Genomic DNA, 19,457 nt, shown 5'->3' with positions numbered 1-19,457 from the left:
CGGCGTACCTCACACGCCCCATGCGCCCGGTCCAGGGAATGATCCGCGCCCATGAATGCAATGCGAGTATGGGGAGTGGCAGGGCTGCTGGGCAGTGGACTGCTGGGATGCACCCACGCGGAGACCGCTCCCGCGGCCCGGGTGACGACGGCGACGGGAACGGTGGAGTTGCCAGCACCGTACACCACGGACTCGGTGCGCCAGTTCAGCAAGGTCGTGGGCTGGCCCGAGGGAAAGGCCCCGGTGGCCGAGGGCTTCACGGTGAGCCGCTACGCCACCGGGCTGGTCAGCCCACGCAACCTCTACGTCACACCCAATGGGGACGTGCTGGTGGCCGAGGCCAACACCGAGCTGCACGGCTTGAGGAAGCTCGCCGCGAAGCTGGTGGGCTATTCCGCCTCCCAGCGCACCGGGCACAGCGCCAACCGCATCACGCTGCTGCGCGACGCGGACCACGACGGCGTACCGGAGACGCGCACGGTGTTCCTGTCTGGCTTGAACCAGCCCTTTGGCATGTGGGTGCTGGGCGACTCCTTCTACGTGGCCAACACGGATGGGCTCTGGCGCTATCCCTACCGGTCCGGGGACACCGCCATCACCGGCGAGGGAAAGAAGCTCCTCGACCTGCCCGCGGGCGGCTACAACAACCACTGGACGCGCAACCTCCTGGGCAACCCGGAGGGCACGAAGCTCTACGTGTCGGTGGGCTCGGGCAGCAACGTGGGGGAGCACGGCCTCGCCAATGAGGCCCGCCGCGCCAACGTGCTGGAGATCAATCCGGATGGCTCGGGCGAGCGCATCTACGCCAGTGGCCTGCGCAACCCCGTGGGCCTGAGCTTCGCACCGGGCACGCGCGTGCTGTGGACCGCGGTGAACGAGCGGGACGAGCTGGGCGACGAGCTGGTGCCCGACTACCTCACCCACGTGGAGGACGGGGGCTTCTACGGCTGGCCCTTCAGCTACTTCGGCGCCCACCTCGATCCGCGCGTGAAGGAGCAGGACCCAGAACTCGTGAAGCGCGCGCTCGTGCCGGACGTGCCGCTGGGCTCGCACACCGCCAGCCTGGGGCTCGCCTTCAACGAGGGAACGATGTTCCCCGAGCGCTTCCGCGGCGGCGCCTTCATCGGCCAGCACGGCTCGTGGAACCGCTCGAAGCTCTCCGGCTACCAGGTGGTCTTCGTGCCGTTCTCCAACGGCCGGCCCACCGGAGCGCCCGAGCCGTTCCTCACGGGCTTCATCCAGGACGTGGACAGGCGCGAGGTCCACGGCCGGCCCGTGGGTGTGACCTTCCTGCCGGATGGCTCGCTCCTGGTGGCGGACGATACCGGCGACACCGTGTGGCGGGTGAGCCGGTAGCCAGGACAGGTACACTGGGTCTCCGCACGTCGTCCCGGTCTTCTCGCCCGAAGGAAAGGAAGCCGCATGAGTGAAGCGACTCAGGAAGCGCAGTACAGGCGCATCAGCCGGGTCTCGCTGGGAGACGTCGTCCACCGGTCGGCGCTGCGCTGGCCGGAGAAGACGGCGCTCGTCGACGGGACGCTCGAGTTCTCCTATACGGAGCTCGACCAGCGCTCGAGCGCGTTCGCGCACTACCTGCTCGCGCAGGGCCTCCCCCAGGGCGCGCGCATCGCCATGCTCTGCGGTAACTCCGCGCAGATGGTCACCGCGTTCATTGGCATCTACAAGGCGGGCCTCGTCTGGGTGCCGATCAACACCGGCCTCGCCGTGGATGCCGTCCGCTACATCCTCGAGCATGCCGAGGCGACGCACGTCGTCATCGACACCGAGTTCCTCGCGAAACAGGAGCTGCGGGCGATGCTCGACGCGCTCGGCACCCGCCTCATCGTCTGCGTTCCCGAGGGCCAGGCCTCTCCGGAAGGGAACACGACCGCCTTCCTCGACGCGCTGAAGGGCCAGCCCGGCACCCCGCCGGAGGTGGACCTCGAGAACGGCCAGCTCGCCCAGATCATGTACACGAGTGGCACCACCGGCCAGCAGAAGGGGGTCATGCACTCGCACGCGTCGGTGCACGCGGCGCTCAGTGGAAACCTGTTCGAGCTCGGGCTGCGGCCGAGCGACTCGGCCCTCTGCGTGCTCCCGATCTTCCACTGCGCGCAGCACGCCGTCTCGATGTCGTTCCTGCTCGCCGGCGCGACCCTCGTCGTGCGGCGCGCCTTCGAGCCGGGCGCGATACTCGCGACCATCGAGCAGCGCGGCATCACGTTCCTGATGGGCCTGCCCATCATGTACGCCGCGATGCTCGCGCACCCGGCACGTCCGACGACGAAGCTGTCCAGCCTGCGCCTGTGCCTCTATGTCATGGCACCGATGGCGCGCACGTTGCTCGTGGAGCTCATCGAGAAATTCTGCCCGGGAGGCTTCGCGCTCGCGTCGGGGCAGACGGAGATGTACCCGGCGACGACCCTGTTCAAGCCGGAGCAGCAGCTCAAGCGCTTCGGTTCCTACTGGGGCGACTCGGTCGTGACGAACGAGACGGCCATCATGGACGATGAAGGCCGGCTGCTCGGGCGTGGCGAAGTGGGGGAAATCGTCCATCGCGGACCGAACGTGATGCTCGGCTACTACAAGGACCCGGAGGCGACCGAGCGTTCGCGCGCGTTCGGCTGGCACCACACCGGTGACCTCGGCATGTTCGACGCCGACGGCCAGCTCCTCTTCGTGGACCGCAAGAAGGACATGATCAAGACCGGCGGCGAGAACGTCCCGTCCATCAAGGTCGAGGAGGTCCTCCTGCGGCACCCCGCGGTCCTGCAGGTCGCGGTCGTGGGTCTGCCGCACCCGCGCTGGTCCGAGGCGATCACCGGCTTCGTCGTGCTCAAGCCCGGCGCCTCCGCGACCGAGGCTGAAATCATCGCTCACTGCCGCCAGCACCTCGGTGGGTTCGAGGTGCCGAAGTCCATCGTCCTGCTCGGGGCGATGCCTCAGACGACCACCGGCAAGGCGCGCAAGTTCGAGCTCCGGCGACAGTACGAACGGCACTACGCGGACGAGAGCGGGGCGGCCTGACAGGTGGCCGCCGGGGGACTCACTCCACGGGCGGTGGATTGTAATCCCAGCGCCAGGGCATCCCCGTCTCGCCCAGGATGACGTCCACCAGCGACGGGAACACGGCGGGACCCTTCACGCTGTTGGCCAGCAACAACACACAGCGCCTCTCTCGTTCGAGGCAGAGGGCGAAGTTGTCCGTCCATTCGTCATGGCCTCCCTTGAAGAAGGCGGGGCCGGCGCGCCCGTTGAACAACACCACGCCGAGCCCGGCCGACAAGGCAATGGCCTCGTTTCGCTCATCGGTCTCCGTCAGCAGCGTTGGAAACTGGTGGGCGGAGGAGATGGCGATCTGCGGCCGCAGCATCTCGGCCCGTGCCTTGGTGGACAGGCCCTCGCCCCGCATGAAGCCCGCCAGGAACTTGGCATAGTCCTCGACCGTCGTGTCCATGGAGCCCGCGGCACGCACGCTCTCGCGCTGGTCATGGGGCTCGACCTTGCCCGCCTCGTCGTAGCCTTGGGAGACGTTGGCCGCGAAGTCGTCGCGCCAGACCATGCTGGTGCGCTTCATGTCGAAGCGGTCGAAGACGCGGCGCTGCATCTCCTGGCCGACCTCCAATCCCAGGCCGGCTTCGAGCACGAACTGCAACAGGTTGATGCCCTCGCCGGAGTACGCGTAGCGCGTGCCAGGGTCGAACTTGAAGTCGAGCTTCCCGTCCGGATTGAGGAAGCGGAAGTTCGGAAAGCCGGGCGTGTGGCTCAGCAACATGCGTGGGGTCAGCCGCTTCCAGCGCGCGTCGGAGGCGAGGTCGGCGTACTTCGAGTACTCCGGGAGGGGTTTCCGCAGGTAGCGCTCGATGGGGGTATCCAGGTCGACACGTCCTTCGTCGACCAGTTGCATGACCATGTACGCGAAGGCGGCCTTGGTCAGCGACGCGCCGTACATCACCGTGTCGGTCCGCAGCGGAGCCGCCTTCTCCACATCCCGGAGGCCGTAGGCCTTCACGTAGCTCACTTGCCCGTTCTCGATGATCGCCAGGGCCAGGCCCGGGAGCCCCGCCTCCTTCATCAGCCGGAGCGCGGCGGCGTCCACCCCCTCTCCGCTCCACGCGGGTTTCTCGGCAGGCGGGGCGGCGGCCCCTCGGGATGGGGCCGCGCACGCGGGGACGAGAATGGAAAGACAGAGGAGCGGCAAGAGGCCACGGTGGACGAGTCTCATGCCGCTACCATGCGAGGACAGGGCCGCCTTCGCAAGGCAACCCCGGCATCCGCCCTCCGCGGCGCGAGACTACCGATCGCCCGTCCAGTTGTTCCCGCCGCCGTCCTTGAACGAGAACGTCCCGGTCGAGACCTCATCCTTCGAGAACAGGTTTCCGGAGTTCGCCCGGGAGCCGGTGATGGTCGAGTTCTTGAGGGTGATGGAACCCGTGGTGGAGATCTTCCCGCTCAACGGTCCAGGAGGTGCCTTGTGCGAGTCGTTGGCCACCAGGCCAGACTCGCCTGACTTGTCCATGACGATATGGATGCCGTCGAACTCGGTGTCCTCGATCCGCTGCCCCTGCGTGGTCTGAACCAGGACCCCGTAATAAGCGGGGTCGATGATGTCGATGTCTTTCAGCCGGATGCCCTGGAAGCGGATGGGGGAGTACGGCTCGGCCGGAGAGTACGGGTTGGCGGCGAACAACCAGACCGCGCCCCACTTGCGCCGCGTGGTTTCGTCTCCATGCACTCCGTCGTCGTCCCACCACATGCGGCCTCCGCAGCGCTCCACCGTCATGTTCTGAAGGGTGGTGAGCCCGGAGAACTCGTGTTGGGGCGCGAACTCGTTGTCCACGGTGATGCCCGGGTAGCGCAGGGTGTCGTAGACCACCGAGTCCTTGATCACGTTGTCGTGGCCGCCGTAGACCGCGAAGCCAGCCGCCCGCCAGATGAGTCCCGCGGTGCACCGCTCGATGACGTTGCCCTGATCGGGACCCTCGGGCTGGTGAACCCAGGGCGTGTCCCCAATGGGCGACTTGTCCCAGGTGATGGCGGACCACATGGCGAAGGCATCGTCGCCGTTGTTTCGCGCCGTGCAGTTCACGATCCGCGAGTTGGTGGTTCCGTTGCAGAGGTTGATGCCATCCGCCAGCGTGTTGCGGAACCGGCTGTCCTGCCACAGCAGGTTGTTGCCGCCCTCGACCCAGCCGCCCACGATCATCCGCTCGATCCACAGCCGCTTGAAGACCGCGTTGTTGTGCATGTAGCGGTCGAAGGCGCGCCCGATCCCGTCATAGCTGTCCCACGGCCAGTTGCCGAGATCGGCCGCGGCCTTGTTGTAGCGAGCCGTCCGGTTGCGCCAGGAGCCAAAGATGGCGAAGTCCTGGAAGGTGATGTTGTCGCCGTTCAGACGGAACCCGAACTCGTAGTTGTAGCCCACCTGCTGCGGGGGAGGCGGTACGAAGCGCGTGTACCACATGCCGGCGCCCTGGACGGTCAGGCCGGCGGGAACGTAGACCTTGGGGACCGCCGGGTTCACGTGCGACATCACGTAATCGCCAGGCGGGAGGAAGATGCCAGGTTTGCCGCCATTCACGGCGTCCTGAAGGGCCCGCACCACCGCGGCTTCGGTGAATTCGCTCACGACGACATAGTCCGCCGGGGCGGAGAGCGGCGCCGGCACGAGCTCGAGGTCCATGAAGTCGATGGTGACGGGAAGTTGCGCGGAGGCATCCGGCGAGACGATCTTCACCACATCGCCCTCGTTGATGGTCGCCCCGCCGTCGGTCGCCAGCAACACGTGCGCCTCGTCGTAGATGTGGTGCGCGGAGTTCCAAGGCAGCTTCAGGCCAAAACCCTCGTCACTGGTGCTCGGGTTCTGGGGGAGTTCGTCCACCTGCTGGCGCGGCAAGGCATTGTGCGTCCCGGTGTTGTTCGGGCCGGTGTAGAGCCAGGCGAAATCCGAGTTCACCGTGAGCGTGGCGACCTTCGCGTCGTTCACGTAGACATCCAGATGGGCCTCCTTCTCGTCCGGCACGCTGTAGCGCACCAGGACGGAGTTGGCCTTCACGCGGCTCGTCCACGCGACCGCGTCGGTGGGGCCATGCAGGGTCACCGCCTTGCGGCCCGAGGCCTCGCCGGAGGGCGTGCCTTCCAGCCACGGGCCACTGGTGGTCTGCTCGAGCGTGGCGCCACCGGAGGAAACGCCCGCCTCGGCCTCGTACTCGTCCCAGGGAACGGTAGCGCCGCGGGGGACGGTGGCCTCGCCAGGAGTGTCGTCAGGGCTGTCGCGGCAAGCAGCGAGCAGAAGGCACGCGCAGAGCGGTATGAGGATCGGACGAATCATCGTTTGATGGTTCCTCTTCGAGACGTGAAGTTTCAAAGTATACACACTGCTCCTTCAGCGGCTCCTGGCCGTGCGACCGGGCTCTTGGCCAGCTCCCGCTACCGCACCTCGAGTCCGCTCGGAATGGAGGCGTGGAGTTCCAGGCGCTCGCCCGTGAGCGGATGCACGAAGCACAGCCGCTCCGCGTGCAGCAGGTAGCCGCTATCCCCGAGCAGTCCCGGATGCTCGGCACGCGGCACGCCTCCCACCGCGTAGACGGGATCTCCCTCGAGCGGATGCCCGATGAAGGCCAGATGGATGCGGATCTGCTGGGAGCGGCCCGTCTGGATGTCCACCTCGAAGAGGGTGCTCGCCGCGCGCCGCTGGAGCACGCGCGCCTGGCTGCGCGACGCCTTCCCACCAGGCATCGCCATGGGGACCATGCCCATGCCCGGATGCACCGCCTCGCCAATGGGCGCCGTGATGTCGTAGTGCTCCTGGGCGGCCACGCCACTCGACAGGGCCCGGTAGCGCTTCTCCACCTCGTGCTCGCGCCAGGCGCGGGACAGCTTCGCCGCCGCGTCATGCGTGCGCGCGAAGAGCACCAGGCCCGAGGTGCCACGTCCCAGCCGATGCAGGGGACTCGCCTCTGGAAAGCGCTCCCTCACGAGGTGCAGCAGGGTGTTCACGAGGAAGCCCCCACCCGGCACCGTGGGCAGGCCGCCCGGCTTGAGGACCGCCAGGATCGCCTCGTCCTCGTACACGAGCGAGTAGTCGCGCGGCGTCTCCTTCTCCTCCCAGGGGGGCCGGTTCCAGACGAGCCACTGGCCGGGTTTCAGACTCTCCTCGCCCGTCGCGGGGAGGTCATCCAACAGGACCTCGCCCCGGGAGAGCCGCTCCCGCCACACCTCCATCGGGGAGTGCCGGTAGGCGGCGACCAGATAGGAGAGCGTGCTCTGTCCTCGTGCCCGGGCGCCCAGCTGCTCGCGGTAGGCATAGCCCGTGTTGAGTGCCATGCCGCTACGCCCCCTCGAAGAGGGGGAAGAACTCCCGGGGGACACGCTTCTCGCGCGGATCGTGCGTGATGTCGCTCATGGTGCGGAGGGGTAGCATACCTTCACGCCGGGCAACCCCGTGGAGGCGGGCCCTGGGGTTGGGCCGACGTTGTAGCCCCGCCTCAGGCTCCGAACCAGCCCTTCTGGCGGGCCTCCTCGAGCCGGACTTCCAGATACGCCCACAGGGCCGGGCAGCCCGCCTTGATCGGCGGAGCGATACGGCGGACCACGCGCTCATGGCTGACGCCATTCTCGCGCCAGCTTTGACCCGCGTTGGCCAGGTTCAGCAGGACCGGCATGGCCCGGTCCACGGCATGGGCGAACCGGGCCTCCGGCGTGTCACCCTGATCGAACTCCTGCCACAGCGCCAGGAACGCCGCACCTTGCGGCTCCGGCAGCATCCCGAAAATCCGCTTCACCGCCGCCAGCTCGGCCGCCTTGCGCTCCTCCCAGCCGCCCTCGGCGTACACCAGGGTGTCCCCGGTATCGATCTCTCCGATGTCGTGCACCAGCAGCATGCCGACCACCCGGTTGATATCGATGGCGCACCCGGCATGGTGCGCCAGAGAAGTGGCCATCATCGCGATCTGCCAGCTGTGCTCCGCGGAGTTCTCGTAGCGCTCGAGGCCAAGCGGACGGGTTTTGCGTGTCACCCCCTTGAGCTTGTCCAGCTCCAGAATGAACTCGACGATCCGTTGCATGTCGCCGCCGTGAATCTCGACCCGCTTTCCATCCACCGTCGTGCCTCCAAAGGCTAGCTGTGCTGCCCACTCTACTATCGCTGGGGAGAGCGGATCCTCCCCGCGCAGGAAGCGCTCCAGGTGAGCCAGGGAGCAACGCCTGGGCGTCCAACCCCACCGCGCCCGCGCAGGCGAGCCCCCCAGACAGGGGGCTCCCAGTCAGGGGATGGTCACGCTGTCGTCAACGGCTCGGGCCCACCAGCCGCCTTCGGCAACGGCCTTTGTCGACTCCCGCTGGCCCTTCGAGGGAACTCGACGAAGAAGGTCGTCCCCACCCCAGGCTCGCTTTCCAGCCAGATTCGCCCAGCGTGCGCCAGGACGATCTGCCGCGCGATGAAGAGCCCGAGGCCGAACCCACCGTAGTTGTGCGAGGCCGCGCGTTCGAAAACCTCGAAGATCCTCGTCTGGTCCTCCTTGGGAATCCCGAGCCCGCGATCTTCGACCCGCAGCAGCGCCTTGTCTTCCTCGCTCCATACCTTCATCCGGATGGGGCGCTGCGCTCCGTACTTCATGGCATTGGTCAGCAGGTTCATCACCACCTGCTCGAGGCGAAGCCTGTCCCACTCTCCAACCACCGGTAGCTCGAGCTCCAGCTCGAGCGTGCAACCGGCATTCTCGATCTGCTCGGCGAGTCGCTCCGCGACCTCTCGCGCGACGGCGGCGAGGTCTGTCTCTTCCACGTGCAGCTCGAGCCGCCCGGTGTTGATACGGGAGACGTCGAGGAGTTGATCGACCAGTTGCCCCAACCGCTTCATCTGATCACTGAAGGTGGCGAGCATGCTCGACACCTTGCTGCCGAGCTGTGGCTCCAGGGGATGATGGGCGAGGGCGAGTTCCACCTGCCGGGCGCGCAGCTTCATGGAGGTGAGGGGGGTCTTGAGTTCGTGCGAGGCGATCGACAGGAATTCATCCCTCACGCGAATGGACTCCTGGGCTTTGCGATAGAGCAGGGCATTGTCGATGGCGAAGGCCGCTCGGCGTCCCAGTTCCTCCGCCAGGGCCAGGTCGGCCGGGCCATAGACCCGGCTCGACCGCGTGGAGAGCAGCGACAGCACGCCGAGGCAGCGCCCCCTCGCCCAGAGCGGCACGCAGATGGAGGGTTTCCCCTCCAGTGCCTTGAGTGCGTTCCACCGCGTCTCCTCTGGAATGGGCTGCCCCAGGAGCCCGGACCTTCCCGGGAAGGCCTCCGGCTGGCCAGAGCAGATCACCTGGTGAGGGCCGGTCGAAGCGTTGGCATCCAGTGGATGGTGATGGAGGAACTCGCGCACGCACTCGGCTCGAGCTGGGAGGACATCGGCCACCGCCATCGGCCGGCGTTGCCCGCTCTCGTGGAGCGCGAAGACGATGCACAGCTCCGCCAGCTGGGGCACCACGAGACTGGCGAGGCGCTGGAAGGTGGTTTCGTAGTCGAGCGAGGCCACCAACTCCCTGCTGGCCTCGGCCAGGAAACGCTCCGCCACTTCCATCCGCTTCCGCTCGGTGATGTCCGTGGCGATGGTGCAGATCGCGTGGGGGGCCTCGGCCGCGAGGGGAAACTTGACGGAGAGGTACGTATGCGGGCCATCGCCCTGGTTCACCACCTCCTCCCATTCCAGCGGCCTGCCCGCTTCGAGCACCTCGAGATCATGGGCGCGGGACTGCGCCGCCCGCTCCTTCGGAAAGACCTCGCCGTCGCGCTTGCCAATGAGCCGTTCCGGCTTGATTCCGAGGAGGCTCTCGAATCGCCGGTTGACCAGGAGGAAGCGTCCCTGGGTGTCCTTGATGGAGACGAGCGCGGGAGTGTTGTCGATGATCGACTGGAGCTGGTGCTGGCTTCTGCGCAGTGTCTCCTCCGCCTCCTTGATGTCGGTCACGTCACTGACGACGGCGACCCCGCCTCGTGGGGTGCCCTGGTCGTCCTTGAGCGGGCGGGCGCTCACGAGCAGCCACGTCCCCTCCGGCTTCGTGGAGTGGCGCATGAAGAGCTCCACCCTGTCCACGGCCTCGCCCCGGATGGCCCGGGCGAGCGGCAGCTCCGCGGAGGGATGGAGAGTGACCTGGTCGTGCAGGTAGAAGCCGTAGTGCTCCGACCATTGTCCGAGGGGCGTGTCGGTCACACCGATTCCCAGGACCTGTTCCGCCGCCGGGTTGAAGAGCACGAACTGTCCGTGCTCGTCCGCGACCACCACTCCTTCTCCCATGTTCGTGAGGATGGACTGGAGGAGTTGTCTCTCGGCGTGGAGCGCCTGCTCCGAGCGGGCCAACGCCGCTGCCCGCTCCGAGGCGGCTGCCTCCGCCCGCTCGCGCTCCCTGCTCTCCTCCTGCACATCGGAATAGAGCCGGGCATTCTCCAGGGAGATGGCGGCCTGGGCGGCCAGCAGATCGAGCGTCGCCATCCGGTCCGCGGAGAAGGCATTGCTCGCCAGGTTGTTCTCCAGGTACAGGAGCGCCACCAGCTCTCCCTGCCTCAAGATGGGCAGGCACAGCGCGGAGCGAGGCAACCGCGAAGCGCCGGAGCCGTCCGCGCCGAACAGCCCCGGGGTGGACGAGTCCCCCAGGATGACTCGCTCCCGGGTCCGCTTCACATAGTTGATGACGGCTTGGGGCGGCGCCTGGGCCGAGGGCTCCGGAGGGAAGAGCCGGACCACGACCTCCTCCGTGTCGAGCCGCGCCTCGGCGCTGATGGACAGGTCCTCTCCCCGGCGCAGCATCAGCAAGCCCCTCTGGGCACCCGCCTGCTCGAGGAGGATGCGCATCAGGGTCTCCAGGAGCCGCTCCAGCACGATTTCACCGGAGATGGCCTGCGAGGCCTTCATCACCGAGAGCAGATCCAACTGCTCCGGGTGCGCCACGACCGTGGCGGTGATGGGGAGCGCTGGCCGCCCCAGCAGATCCGGGTAGCGCTCGTCGAGCTGCCGGACCTTCCCGTCGGCTCCCCAGCTTTCGTAGCAGGCTCGGGCCTTGCTCAGATAGGTGTGGGCGAAGTCCTCGTATCCCCGCTGGAGGTAGAACCGGGCGGCCAGCTCGTAGGAGAGGCCCTCGTTCTGGATGAAGCCATTGTCCCGTGCCGAGCGGATTGCGTCCTCGTACAGGCGCATGGCCTCCAGGTCCCGGCCAAGGAGGCGGGCGCTCTCCGCCGACACCAGGGCATGGGTGTTGGAGAAGTTCTCCGGACAGTTCGCCGCCCACGCCTGGAGCTGCCGCTGGTGGGTGGCGAGCGTCTCCAGACAGCGCGCACGTTCATCGGGAGGAGCCTTGTCATGGCGGGCGGCCAGGGTGAGCGCGGCGTAGAAGTGATAATCGTGAACCTGGATGAGTCCGAGGGCTGTCCACAGGAACTTCTTCGCCCGGGACGCCGCCACGAGCGCCTCCTCGTCATCGCCTGACATGAAGCAGGCCTGGAGCTTGAGGATGTGGTACAGGCAGACCCTCATGCTCAGCCGGTTCTCTGTCCGCCGGACCTCGGATTCCTCCTGGTCGAAGCTCTCATCCGTGAAGGTCGAGAAGCCCTGGGTGAGTCCTCGCATGTTCTGGATGAAGCATTGAATGTTGACGATGGTTTCGTCGAGGTCCTGGAACCTGGCCTTGCGCACGTAGTCCAGCTTCTCCTCGGTCTCGCGGTAGACCTCGCTCAGGGGAACTCCCTGGGAGAGTTCCGCCGCGATGAAATTCTCGCAGCAATAACAGGCGATGGAGATGTCACCCGTCTCGGTGGCCGTCTGAAACGCTCTCTGGATATAGCCGAGATCCTCTCGGAGCGGACGGCTCCAGTGGGAAATGATCGCCATGGCGAGATTGACCTTGGCTTTGTATGCGAGGAAGTGCTGTGTGTCGACGAGGTCGCAGGCCAGCCTTCCGAAGCGGTAGCCGTCCTGGTAGCGGTGGAAGGCGGAGCCCAGCATGAGGCCGAACTGGACGTAGCCGTGGGGCGTGGCGTCGGTGGTGCCATGGTGAAGGCTGATATTCACCATGTGGCAGAGGTGGAGGTAGTACAGGTTGTGGTCCGTGAAGTAGGCCGGGGCGAACAAGGTCGACAGCACCCTCATGGTGGTCTGTACCTCGGGGTCCGTCGTGAGGGGCAGACCGAGGAGGTCCTCGATGCGACGGCCGCCCAGGTTCGCCCAGACCTGCTCGTATTCCGCCTCGACCTCGCTCCAGTCCGGATGGGGAGACAGGCGGAGGCCGAAGAGCGCGAGGCATTCCAGGGCAATGTCGACGGCCCTCGCGTTCTCCGCTTTCGTGACATGCAGTTCGATCAAGACGCGATAGACCGTGGCCTTGTCGGCCCGCGTCCTGGCCCGTTCGAGGACCCCGGTGAGCAGCCGCTCCGCCTCTTCGATGCCGCCACTCAAGAACTCGCACTCCGCCAACTCCTCGTGCAACGCATACGCCAGCGCGTACTGCGCTTCCCAGCAGCGCCCGGAGAGCAGCGCCACGCCGGCGGACAGATACTTGAGGGCGGAGCGGTAGGCGGTGGACGCCTTGGCCTTTCTTCCGGCCAGGAGGTTGAGCCCCGCGAGCCGCTCCTTCTCCTCGGGCGAGACGACGCCGGAGACACCGCGGTCGAGCTGGTTCACCACGTCGAAGATCCTCTCTTCGACTTCCGCCGGTGGGAGCTGGGCCAGCAGCAGGCGGCCATTTCGCAGGTGCGCCGCGCTTCGTTGGTCCTCGGGGATGAGCGAATAAGCCGCCTGCTGGACCCGGTCGTGAAGGAATCGATAGGAATCCCCCATGCGCAGCATCAGCCCTTCCCGGACGGCTTCCCACATCTCCCGGTGGAGCTCCTCCTCCGCTTGACCGCGAATCACCGCGAGCAGCCGCGCCTCGATGCGGTCGCCAATACTGGCGGCGAGCATCAGCACGTTCTGGGTTGTCACCGGGAGGCGCTTCAGCCTCGCCACCATCAGCTCGACGACGTTGTCCGTATAGCTCTTGGCGCGGATCCGATCGATGTCCCACCGCCACGCCGCCGCCGCCCGCTCCAGCTCCACCAGGCCCTCCTGATAGAGCATCGTCAGGAATTGGGTGACGAAGAAGGGGTTTCCCTGTGTCTTCTCCTGGATGAGCCGGGTCAGCGGGTAGGTATGGGATGGCTCCTGATGCAGGGTGTCGGCGACGAGCAGATTGAGGTGCTCGAGGGAGAGCGGCGAGAGGACGAGCTCGTTCACGACCACCCCCGTCTCGCGGATTTCGCTCGAGGTCAGCATCAAGGGGTGGGAGGGACTGACCTCGTTGTCCCGGTAGGCGCCAATCACCAGGAGGTGCCGGGTCCCCGGGTGGGTGATGAGGTGTTGGAGCAACTGGAGGCTGGCGGCATCGGCCCACTGGAGGTCATCCAGGAAAAGGGCCAACGGGTGCTCGCTCCGGGTGAACACTCCCAGGAACTTCTGGAAGACCCGATGGAAGCGGTGCTGCGCCTCGAGCAGCGGCAGCTGCTGGATGGGTGGCTGCCTGCCGATGATGAGCTCTATCTGGGGAACGACATCGACGATGAGCTGCCCATCGAGCCCCACGGCCGACTGGAGCCGCTGTCTCCAGTCCGCGATCCGCTCTTCATCCTCGGTGAGGAGCTGCTGCACGAGTTCACGGAAGGCCTGGGAGAGCGTGGCGTAGGGGGCGTCCCGTTTGAACTGATCGAACTTGCCCGAGAGGAAGAGCCCCCTCGCCTTCACGAGGGGCCCGTACAGCTCGCGGACCAGCGAGGACTTCCCGATGCCGGGGTATCCCGAGACGAGCATCAGCTCGGGGGCTCCGCTGGAGACGACCCGCTCGAAGGCATCCAACAGCGCGGCGACCTCCTTCTCGCGTCCGTAGAGCTTCTGCGGAATCTGGAAGCGCTCCGAGACATCATGGGCACCGAGTGGAAAGGGCGCGAGGGAACCGTGCGCCTTCCACTGCTCGAGGCACCTCTCCAGGTCGAACTTCAGGCCGAGCGCGCTCTGGTAGCGCTCCTCGGCCATCTTGGACATCAGCTTGAGGACGATCTGGGAGAGCACCTCGGCAACCGCGGGGATGATGTCGGAGGGGCTCGGTGGAGGCCGGGCGATGTGGCAATGGATCCAGCCCAGGAGATCCTCGGCGTGGAAGGGCAAGGTGCCGGTGAGCATCTCGAAGAAGGTGACACCGAGCGAGTACAGGTCGCTGCGATAGTCGACGGCCCGGGCCATCCGTCCCGTCTGCTCGGGAGACAGGTAGGGCAGTGAGCCTTCGATGAGCTGGGGGTTCTGCAGTCCCTGGTATTCTCGGGGGAGAAGTGAGGCTCTTCCGAGGTCCGTGAGCTTCACCTCTCCCGTTTCGGGGTGGACGAGGATGTTGCCGGGCTTGATGTCCCTGTGAGCGACACCGTGCCGATGGAGCTCGGCGAGGGCCCGGGTGATTCGGGTGGCGAGTTCGAGGAAGCGCCCGGGTTCCATGGGGGCGCCGAGGAAGTGCGTGAGGGGCTGGCCGCCAAAGTCTTCCAGGATCAGGACCAGCCGGTCCCGGCTGCGCTCCAGGGAATACGGCTTCACCGCCGCCGCGCCCCCTACCCGCATCCCCAGCTCATACTCACTTCTCAGCCGCTCGAGGTCTCGCAGGGCTGGGTGCTCGGTGCTGGGCATCTTGAGGATGACCGGCCGCCCATCCTGTTCCCGCAACGCGCGGAAGACGACGGTCGAGGCTCCTTCCCGGATCGTTTCGGTGACGGTGTATCCCTGGAGGACAGGCGTACCGAGAGGCATACCCAGACGTTAACCACTCTCCCGGAGCACCATGCCTCGCGAGGGTGGTGGGCGAGCCATCGCCCTTCCCGCGTCGCCGCGGCCAGCGCTCAAGCGGTAGACCGCCGGGCCGCAGCGGCGAGGGCGCGCCCGCGCGGGGTGTATCAAAGACGGGACGCGGCCACGGGGAGGGTCCGCAGGCGCTCGCGCTCCTCGGGGGAGAGGGGATCCTCCCCGCGCAGGAAGCGCTCCAGGTGACCCAGGGAGTCGACGCCGAAGAAGAGCTCCCCGTCCGCGAGGACGGTGGGAACGCCGAAGCCTCCCAGCGCGAGCAGCTCCTCGATGTTGCGGCGCACCTGCTCCTTCACGTCCGGCGTCACCGCGGCGGCGAGCAACGCCTGGGCATCCAGCCCCACCGAACTCACACAGGCGGCCACGCGCTCGGGTTCCACGAGCCCTCCCCCGCCCGCCCACGCCGCCGAGAACAACGCGGAGACGAGCCGCTTCCGGGCGTCCTCCTCCCGCACCGCGACCGTCACCCGGAGCGCGAGCAGCGGATTGAAGGGGTGCGCCGGGGGGAAGACGAAGGGCACGCCCAGGTCATGGGCGAGCCGGTGGGTGTGCTTGTAGATGTAGAACCGCTTGGCGGGCACCTCCGCGGGCCCCATCGTGCCGAGGGTGTTGAGCACGCCGGCGAAGAGCACCGGCACGACCTCGAGCGCGCGGCCATGACGCTCGGCCAGGGCGGGAAGCTGCGTCCACGCGAGGTAGGCATACGGCGAGACGTAATCGAAGAAGAGGCGGAGGGGAGTGGGGCTCATGAACCCAGGACTCTAACCCCGGGGTCCTCACTCCCCCAGCGCGGAGACGTCCGGGCAGGAGGAGGCATGGCCCTCCTCGAGCATCTCCCAGCTTCGCTTCTCGTAGGTGATGCGGAAGCTGGCATCCCAACACTCGACGACAGTGACGGTGAAACCCGTGGGCACATCTCCCCCTGTCGCCTCCACGAGGGCCATGCCCCCCTGGTCTTGCGTCCAACGGCTGAGGATGGCCAGCGGCTCCTTCTGTTCGCCGGGGTAGATGTCGATGTGCTCGCTCGAGAACCGCATTTCCCCCGAGCCTCCAGGAATCTCCTGGTAGGCGTAGCCCAGCTCGCTCCCACTCTCGGGGGTGAAGCGCATCCGAACGCTGATGGGCAACGTACTCGTCTGGTAGTCGATGTCCAACCGCTTCATGTCCGACATCCAAGGCACGTTGATACCGTGATCCTTCGCCTCCGCCACGAAGATGCTCAGCGTCCCCTTGCCCTTGCGCGGCCCTCCTTCCGACTGGAAGCTCCCTACCAGGGCGGACCACCACGCCGCCTCGTCCGAGCCCATGGGACGAAACTGGATCCGGTAGTCGAAGTGCCCGGCCTCGCGCGTCATCATGAATCGCGTCTCGTGGCCGGGATTGCCCGGGTCTTGCGCGGGCCCCCAGATGCGGAGAGCCGGCGCGCGTGTCGTCGGAGGACTCATCCGAGTCTCCTCCAGGACAGAGAGCACTCCATCGAACCCTCCGTTGAACTTGTCCGCTGCCTGGCGCGTGAGTTCGTAGAGTCGGGAGTGTTCACCCAGCACCAGCGCGTCCACGCGCTGACGTGAGCTTCCCTTTCCCTGGAAACCCGCGGCTCCGGGCAGCTTGGCGGACAGGACCTCTCGCGTGGGCAGCGCGTTGAGGAACTGGAGATCGTCGTTGGAGATATTCCCACCGCACGCGGTGGCGAGGCAGCCCAGAAGCAAGAGCCAGGTCCGCATCATGCCTTTCCTTTCAGAGGCGGTACTTCACGATGACCAAGAACTCCCAGAACCCGAGGGAGCGCTCGTAATCGACGTTGTAGAAGAAGTAGTGGGCGCGGAGGTTCCCGGTGAACTCGACGCGCTCCATGGGCCGCCAGCGCACGCCCCCCACGAGACCCGGGGTGAGCATCCCATACCGTTGATCCGGGAAGTTCGGATCCTCGAAGTCGCGCTGCATGCCGAGGTAGGCGAGCCGGGGTCCGACGAAGGGAGACACGCGACCCAGGGGCCACTCGACCAACAGCGAGGTGCCCGCGGTCACCACCGAATAGCGGTAGCGCGTTCCCTCGAGGGAGGGGAGCTCCAGCCTGGCGTTTTGCATGCCCAGGGCCAGATCGAAGGTCCAGCTCCAGCCCTCGCGCAAGTAGTCGTGCAGGCCCAACTCCAGGCTCATCAGGGGCACGTAGGGGAAGAGGTTCTCGCGGGTGGAGGAATCGAAGAAGGAGTGATGTCCGAGGGCGACACCCACCGTCCAATGCGCGAGGGGCTCGCGCGCCCGGGAAGGCACGCCTTTCACCGGATCATCCGAGAAAGGCGTGTCGCGCAGCCGCGACTCGTCGAGCACCGTGGTGCGCCCGCGCTGGACCTCGGCCTCGCCCACGCGCAGCCGGTCCGTCAGCCGCCGCTTCACCGTATACGTGCCCGGGGCCAGGGCGAGCCTCCGCTCGGAGTCCACGGCCTTGTGCAGCTCCGCCACCACGAGGCCGCGAGGGTTCACGAAGTAGTAGTCCCCCGCGGGCGCGGTGCGAGGCACCAGCAGGCCCTCGTTGCTCCCTCGCGGACTCGTCAACACCAGGTCTCCCTGGCCGGCCATGTCGTAGCTGAAGGTCGGGTGTTGGGCCCCCGCGCTGCTGTCCGCGGTGTCCGCCACAGTGCGGGCATAGGCATGGGAGTAGGCCTCGAAGAGTGTCACCTGGCCATCCGCGGAGCGGTCCGCGTCCCCCATCAGTCCGCTGACCAGGTGGTGGGAGAAATAGCTGCCCCCCAGCAGATCCGACTCCTGCGAGTCCTCGTCCGCCGAGCTGGAGGTGAGGATGACGAGCCCCCGGCTTTCCTGCACGCTGCCCGTGTCGACGTCGAAGGAGGGAGCGCGCCGGGCGCCCTTCCTCCGCGTGAGTGCCCCGGAGCGGCACGAGTCCAGGATGGCGATGCGGATGTCCACGGGCGTCGCCGCCAACCGGTGCTTGAGCGCCTCCAGGTTCAGCGCGCTGGCTCCCATCCGCAGCGAGCCGTCCTTCGCATGGCCCGAGTAGTAGACGAGGAGCGAGGTGCGCTCGCCCCGGGCCCGTGCCGCTTGTACGCGTGTTTCCAGCCTGGCGAGCGCCTGGAGGAAGTCCTCCGCGGACTCGTCCAGCAGCAGTCGCGCGTCTCCGGGCTCCACGCCACCCAGCCGCACCAGGAGGTCGTGCAGCTTGCGCGCATCGTCCTTGGCGAAGCGCAGGGGCCGGGTACCCGCGCCGCCCTCGTCGTTGCCCGCCACCAGGGCGAAGCGGCGCAGCGGCTGCGCCTGCACGGCCGTCGCCAGCAACATCCCCAGGACGAGCACCCAGGCATGACCCGCCAGGTGCCTCAGGGCTTGAGCAGCAGCCAATGGAGTTCCTCACCCTCCACGTCCAGCGTGGACATGGCCGCCACCTTGCCTCCCGCGGCCTCCCAACCCCGCCGGGCCGCCGCCTGAACGGCCTCCACCCTCAACGGGTTGTCGGAGAGCACCAACACCACCCGCTCGTGGCCCGAGCCCGTGAACTGCACGCTCTCGGGCAGCCAGTGTCTCCCGGCCCCTGCTTCGACGGGGAGGCTCACCCCCTGCTCCGAATAGAGCGCCGACACCTCACCGGTATCGTCCACGGACACCGCCATCACGTACTGGTAGGAGCCCGCCACGTACCCCAGGCGTACCCGCTCGTCCGGCAGCAGCGCCTCGGTGTCGCCCGGCTGGAGCGCGCGCTGGGGCCCATCCCCGCCAATCCGCAGCTCCGCGGAGGCTCCACCCTTGAGCCGATTGAGGGAAGGAGAAGACGGCGAGAGCAGCGGCCGGGCCGCCACCACCAGCAGGACCGTGGCCGCCACGGCGATCAGCAGACCATTGAACTGGGGCCGGGATGGCGCCGGTGGCGGCTTGCGCAGGGCGCGCTCCACATTGGCCGCGAAGCGGTCGAAGGGAACCTCCTGCTCGAAGCGGGCCTGGTCCGCCTCGAGGTTCTTCATCACCTCGTGGCACTCCGCGCACGAGGACACATGCGCCTGGACCTGCTGGGTCTCCGGGCCGGGAAGCTCTCTGGCGTGCAGCCGCCGCAGCGTCCATTCCAAGGGATGAGTGCTCATGAGACCTTCAGCTCCTCGTTCGTCAGGGCGGCGAACCGCTCCAGCCGCTTGCGCACCGTGGGCACCGAGCGCTCCAGGATCGTGGCCACCTCTTCCAGCGTCATTCCGTCCACCCAGTAGTGCACCACCGCCGCCTGCGTCTCCAGGTCCACCCGGGAGAGCAGCGAGCGCACCAGCTCCCGCGCCTCCATCTTCTGCTCTCCCCCATCCGCCTTCGGACGGGCCAGGGCGGTCAGCTCGAACCAGCGCCGCCAGGGGGCCTGCTCCGCGCGCAGCAGGTTGAGACAGTGGTGGGTGGCGATCTTCAGCAACCACGCCAGGGGTGAGGAGCCCGCGCGAAATTCGTCCGCGGAGTTGAGGGCGCGGGCGAACACCTCCTGCATCGCGTCCTCCGCGTTCGTGGGGTTCTTCAACAGAAAGAGGCAGCGCCCGTACACGCTGCCGCCATACGCCGTGTACAGCTCACGCAGGAACTCGCTCCGGTCCTTCTTCCCTCCATGGATAGCCTTCAA

12 protein-coding genes are annotated in these 19,457 nt (G+C 67.2%); 2 read left to right on the top strand and 10 right to left on the bottom strand.

Annotated elements, in window-relative coordinates:
• The first annotated feature begins 60 nt into the window (after positions 1-60).
• On the top strand, positions 61-1,356 hold the full coding sequence (locus tag F0U63_RS19910; RefSeq protein ID WP_395848391.1) for a PQQ-dependent sugar dehydrogenase: 1,296 nt from the start codon (positions 61-63) through the stop codon (positions 1,354-1,356).
• A gap of 66 nt (positions 1,357-1,422) precedes the next feature.
• Positions 1,423-3,027, top strand: coding sequence for an AMP-binding protein (locus tag F0U63_RS19905; protein ID WP_395847508.1), 1,605 nt, complete (start codon positions 1,423-1,425; stop codon positions 3,025-3,027).
• Between the two features lie 19 nt (positions 3,028-3,046).
• Here F0U63_RS19905 and F0U63_RS19900 read toward each other — a convergent pair whose 3' ends face one another.
• The 10 genes from F0U63_RS19900 to F0U63_RS19855 form a co-directional block, all read right to left on the bottom strand.
• Positions 3,047-4,099 carry a serine hydrolase domain-containing protein gene (locus tag F0U63_RS19900; RefSeq protein ID WP_395847507.1) on the bottom strand — a complete coding sequence of 351 codons (1,053 nt, stop codon included), beginning with the start codon at positions 4,097-4,099 and terminating at the stop codon, positions 3,047-3,049.
• A gap of 195 nt (positions 4,100-4,294) precedes the next feature.
• A complete protein-coding gene (locus tag F0U63_RS19895; protein WP_395847506.1) occupies positions 4,295-6,331 on the bottom strand; it encodes a secreted glycosyl hydrolase in 2,037 nt (678 codons plus the stop codon).
• Between the two features lie 98 nt (positions 6,332-6,429).
• Positions 6,430-7,326, bottom strand: a complete 897-nt coding sequence (locus F0U63_RS19890; RefSeq protein ID WP_395847505.1) for an RluA family pseudouridine synthase — start codon at positions 7,324-7,326, stop codon at positions 6,430-6,432.
• 161 nt (positions 7,327-7,487) lie between these two features.
• Complete coding sequence (locus F0U63_RS19885; protein ID WP_395847504.1) at positions 7,488-8,102, bottom strand: HD family hydrolase; 615 nt, start codon at positions 8,100-8,102, stop codon at positions 7,488-7,490.
• Between the two features lie 173 nt (positions 8,103-8,275).
• On the bottom strand, positions 8,276-14,803 hold the full coding sequence (locus F0U63_RS19880; RefSeq protein WP_395847503.1) for an AAA family ATPase: 6,528 nt from the start codon (positions 14,801-14,803) through the stop codon (positions 8,276-8,278).
• Positions 14,804-14,946: 143 nt separating this feature from the next.
• Positions 14,947-15,603, bottom strand: a complete 657-nt coding sequence (locus F0U63_RS19875; RefSeq protein WP_395847502.1) for a 2-hydroxychromene-2-carboxylate isomerase — start codon at positions 15,601-15,603, stop codon at positions 14,947-14,949.
• 27 nt (positions 15,604-15,630) lie between these two features.
• Positions 15,631-16,581, bottom strand: coding sequence for a hypothetical protein (locus F0U63_RS19870; protein WP_395847501.1), 951 nt, complete (start codon positions 16,579-16,581; stop codon positions 15,631-15,633).
• 10 nt (positions 16,582-16,591) lie between these two features.
• The gene (locus F0U63_RS19865; protein ID WP_395848390.1) at positions 16,592-18,151 is read right to left on the bottom strand and encodes a caspase domain-containing protein; all 1,560 of its coding nucleotides are present in this window, start codon (positions 18,149-18,151) and stop codon (positions 16,592-16,594) included.
• A gap of 38 nt (positions 18,152-18,189) precedes the next feature.
• Positions 18,190-18,945 carry a zf-HC2 domain-containing protein gene (locus tag F0U63_RS19860; protein ID WP_395847500.1) on the bottom strand — a complete coding sequence of 252 codons (756 nt, stop codon included), beginning with the start codon at positions 18,943-18,945 and terminating at the stop codon, positions 18,190-18,192.
• The gene (locus F0U63_RS19855; RefSeq protein ID WP_395847499.1) at positions 18,942-19,457 is read right to left on the bottom strand and encodes an RNA polymerase sigma factor; all 516 of its coding nucleotides are present in this window, start codon (positions 19,455-19,457) and stop codon (positions 18,942-18,944) included. The genes F0U63_RS19860 and F0U63_RS19855 overlap by 4 nt, the downstream gene beginning before the upstream one ends.

This window comes from Cystobacter fuscus, from assembly GCF_044360685.1.
Taxonomy (GTDB): Bacteria; Myxococcota; Myxococcia; order Myxococcales; family Myxococcaceae; genus Cystobacter; species Cystobacter fuscus_C.
The sequence above is the reverse complement of the archived record's forward strand: the minus strand, read 5'-3'. Positions and strand labels throughout refer to the sequence as shown.

Excerpts from the sequence above, each read along its gene's own strand:
- F0U63_RS19910 (WP_395848391.1), top strand. The coding sequence starts at position 61 with ATGCGAGTATGGGGAGTGGCAGGGCTGCTGGGCAGTGGACTGCTGGGA.
- F0U63_RS19905 (WP_395847508.1), top strand. The coding sequence starts at position 1,423 with ATGAGTGAAGCGACTCAGGAAGCGCAGTACAGGCGCATCAGCCGGGTC.
- F0U63_RS19895 (WP_395847506.1), bottom strand. The coding sequence starts at position 6,331 with ATGATTCGTCCGATCCTCATACCGCTCTGCGCGTGCCTTCTGCTCGCT.
- F0U63_RS19890 (WP_395847505.1), bottom strand. The coding sequence starts at position 7,326 with ATGGCACTCAACACGGGCTATGCCTACCGCGAGCAGCTGGGCGCCCGG.
- F0U63_RS19880 (WP_395847503.1), bottom strand. The coding sequence starts at position 14,803 with ATGCCTCTCGGTACGCCTGTCCTCCAGGGATACACCGTCACCGAAACG.
- F0U63_RS19875 (WP_395847502.1), bottom strand. The coding sequence starts at position 15,603 with ATGAGCCCCACTCCCCTCCGCCTCTTCTTCGATTACGTCTCGCCGTAT.
- F0U63_RS19870 (WP_395847501.1), bottom strand. The coding sequence starts at position 16,581 with ATGATGCGGACCTGGCTCTTGCTTCTGGGCTGCCTCGCCACCGCGTGC.
- F0U63_RS19865 (WP_395848390.1), bottom strand. The coding sequence starts at position 18,151 with ATGTTGCTGGCGACGGCCGTGCAGGCGCAGCCGCTGCGCCGCTTCGCC.
- F0U63_RS19860 (WP_395847500.1), bottom strand. The coding sequence starts at position 18,945 with ATGAGCACTCATCCCTTGGAATGGACGCTGCGGCGGCTGCACGCCAGA.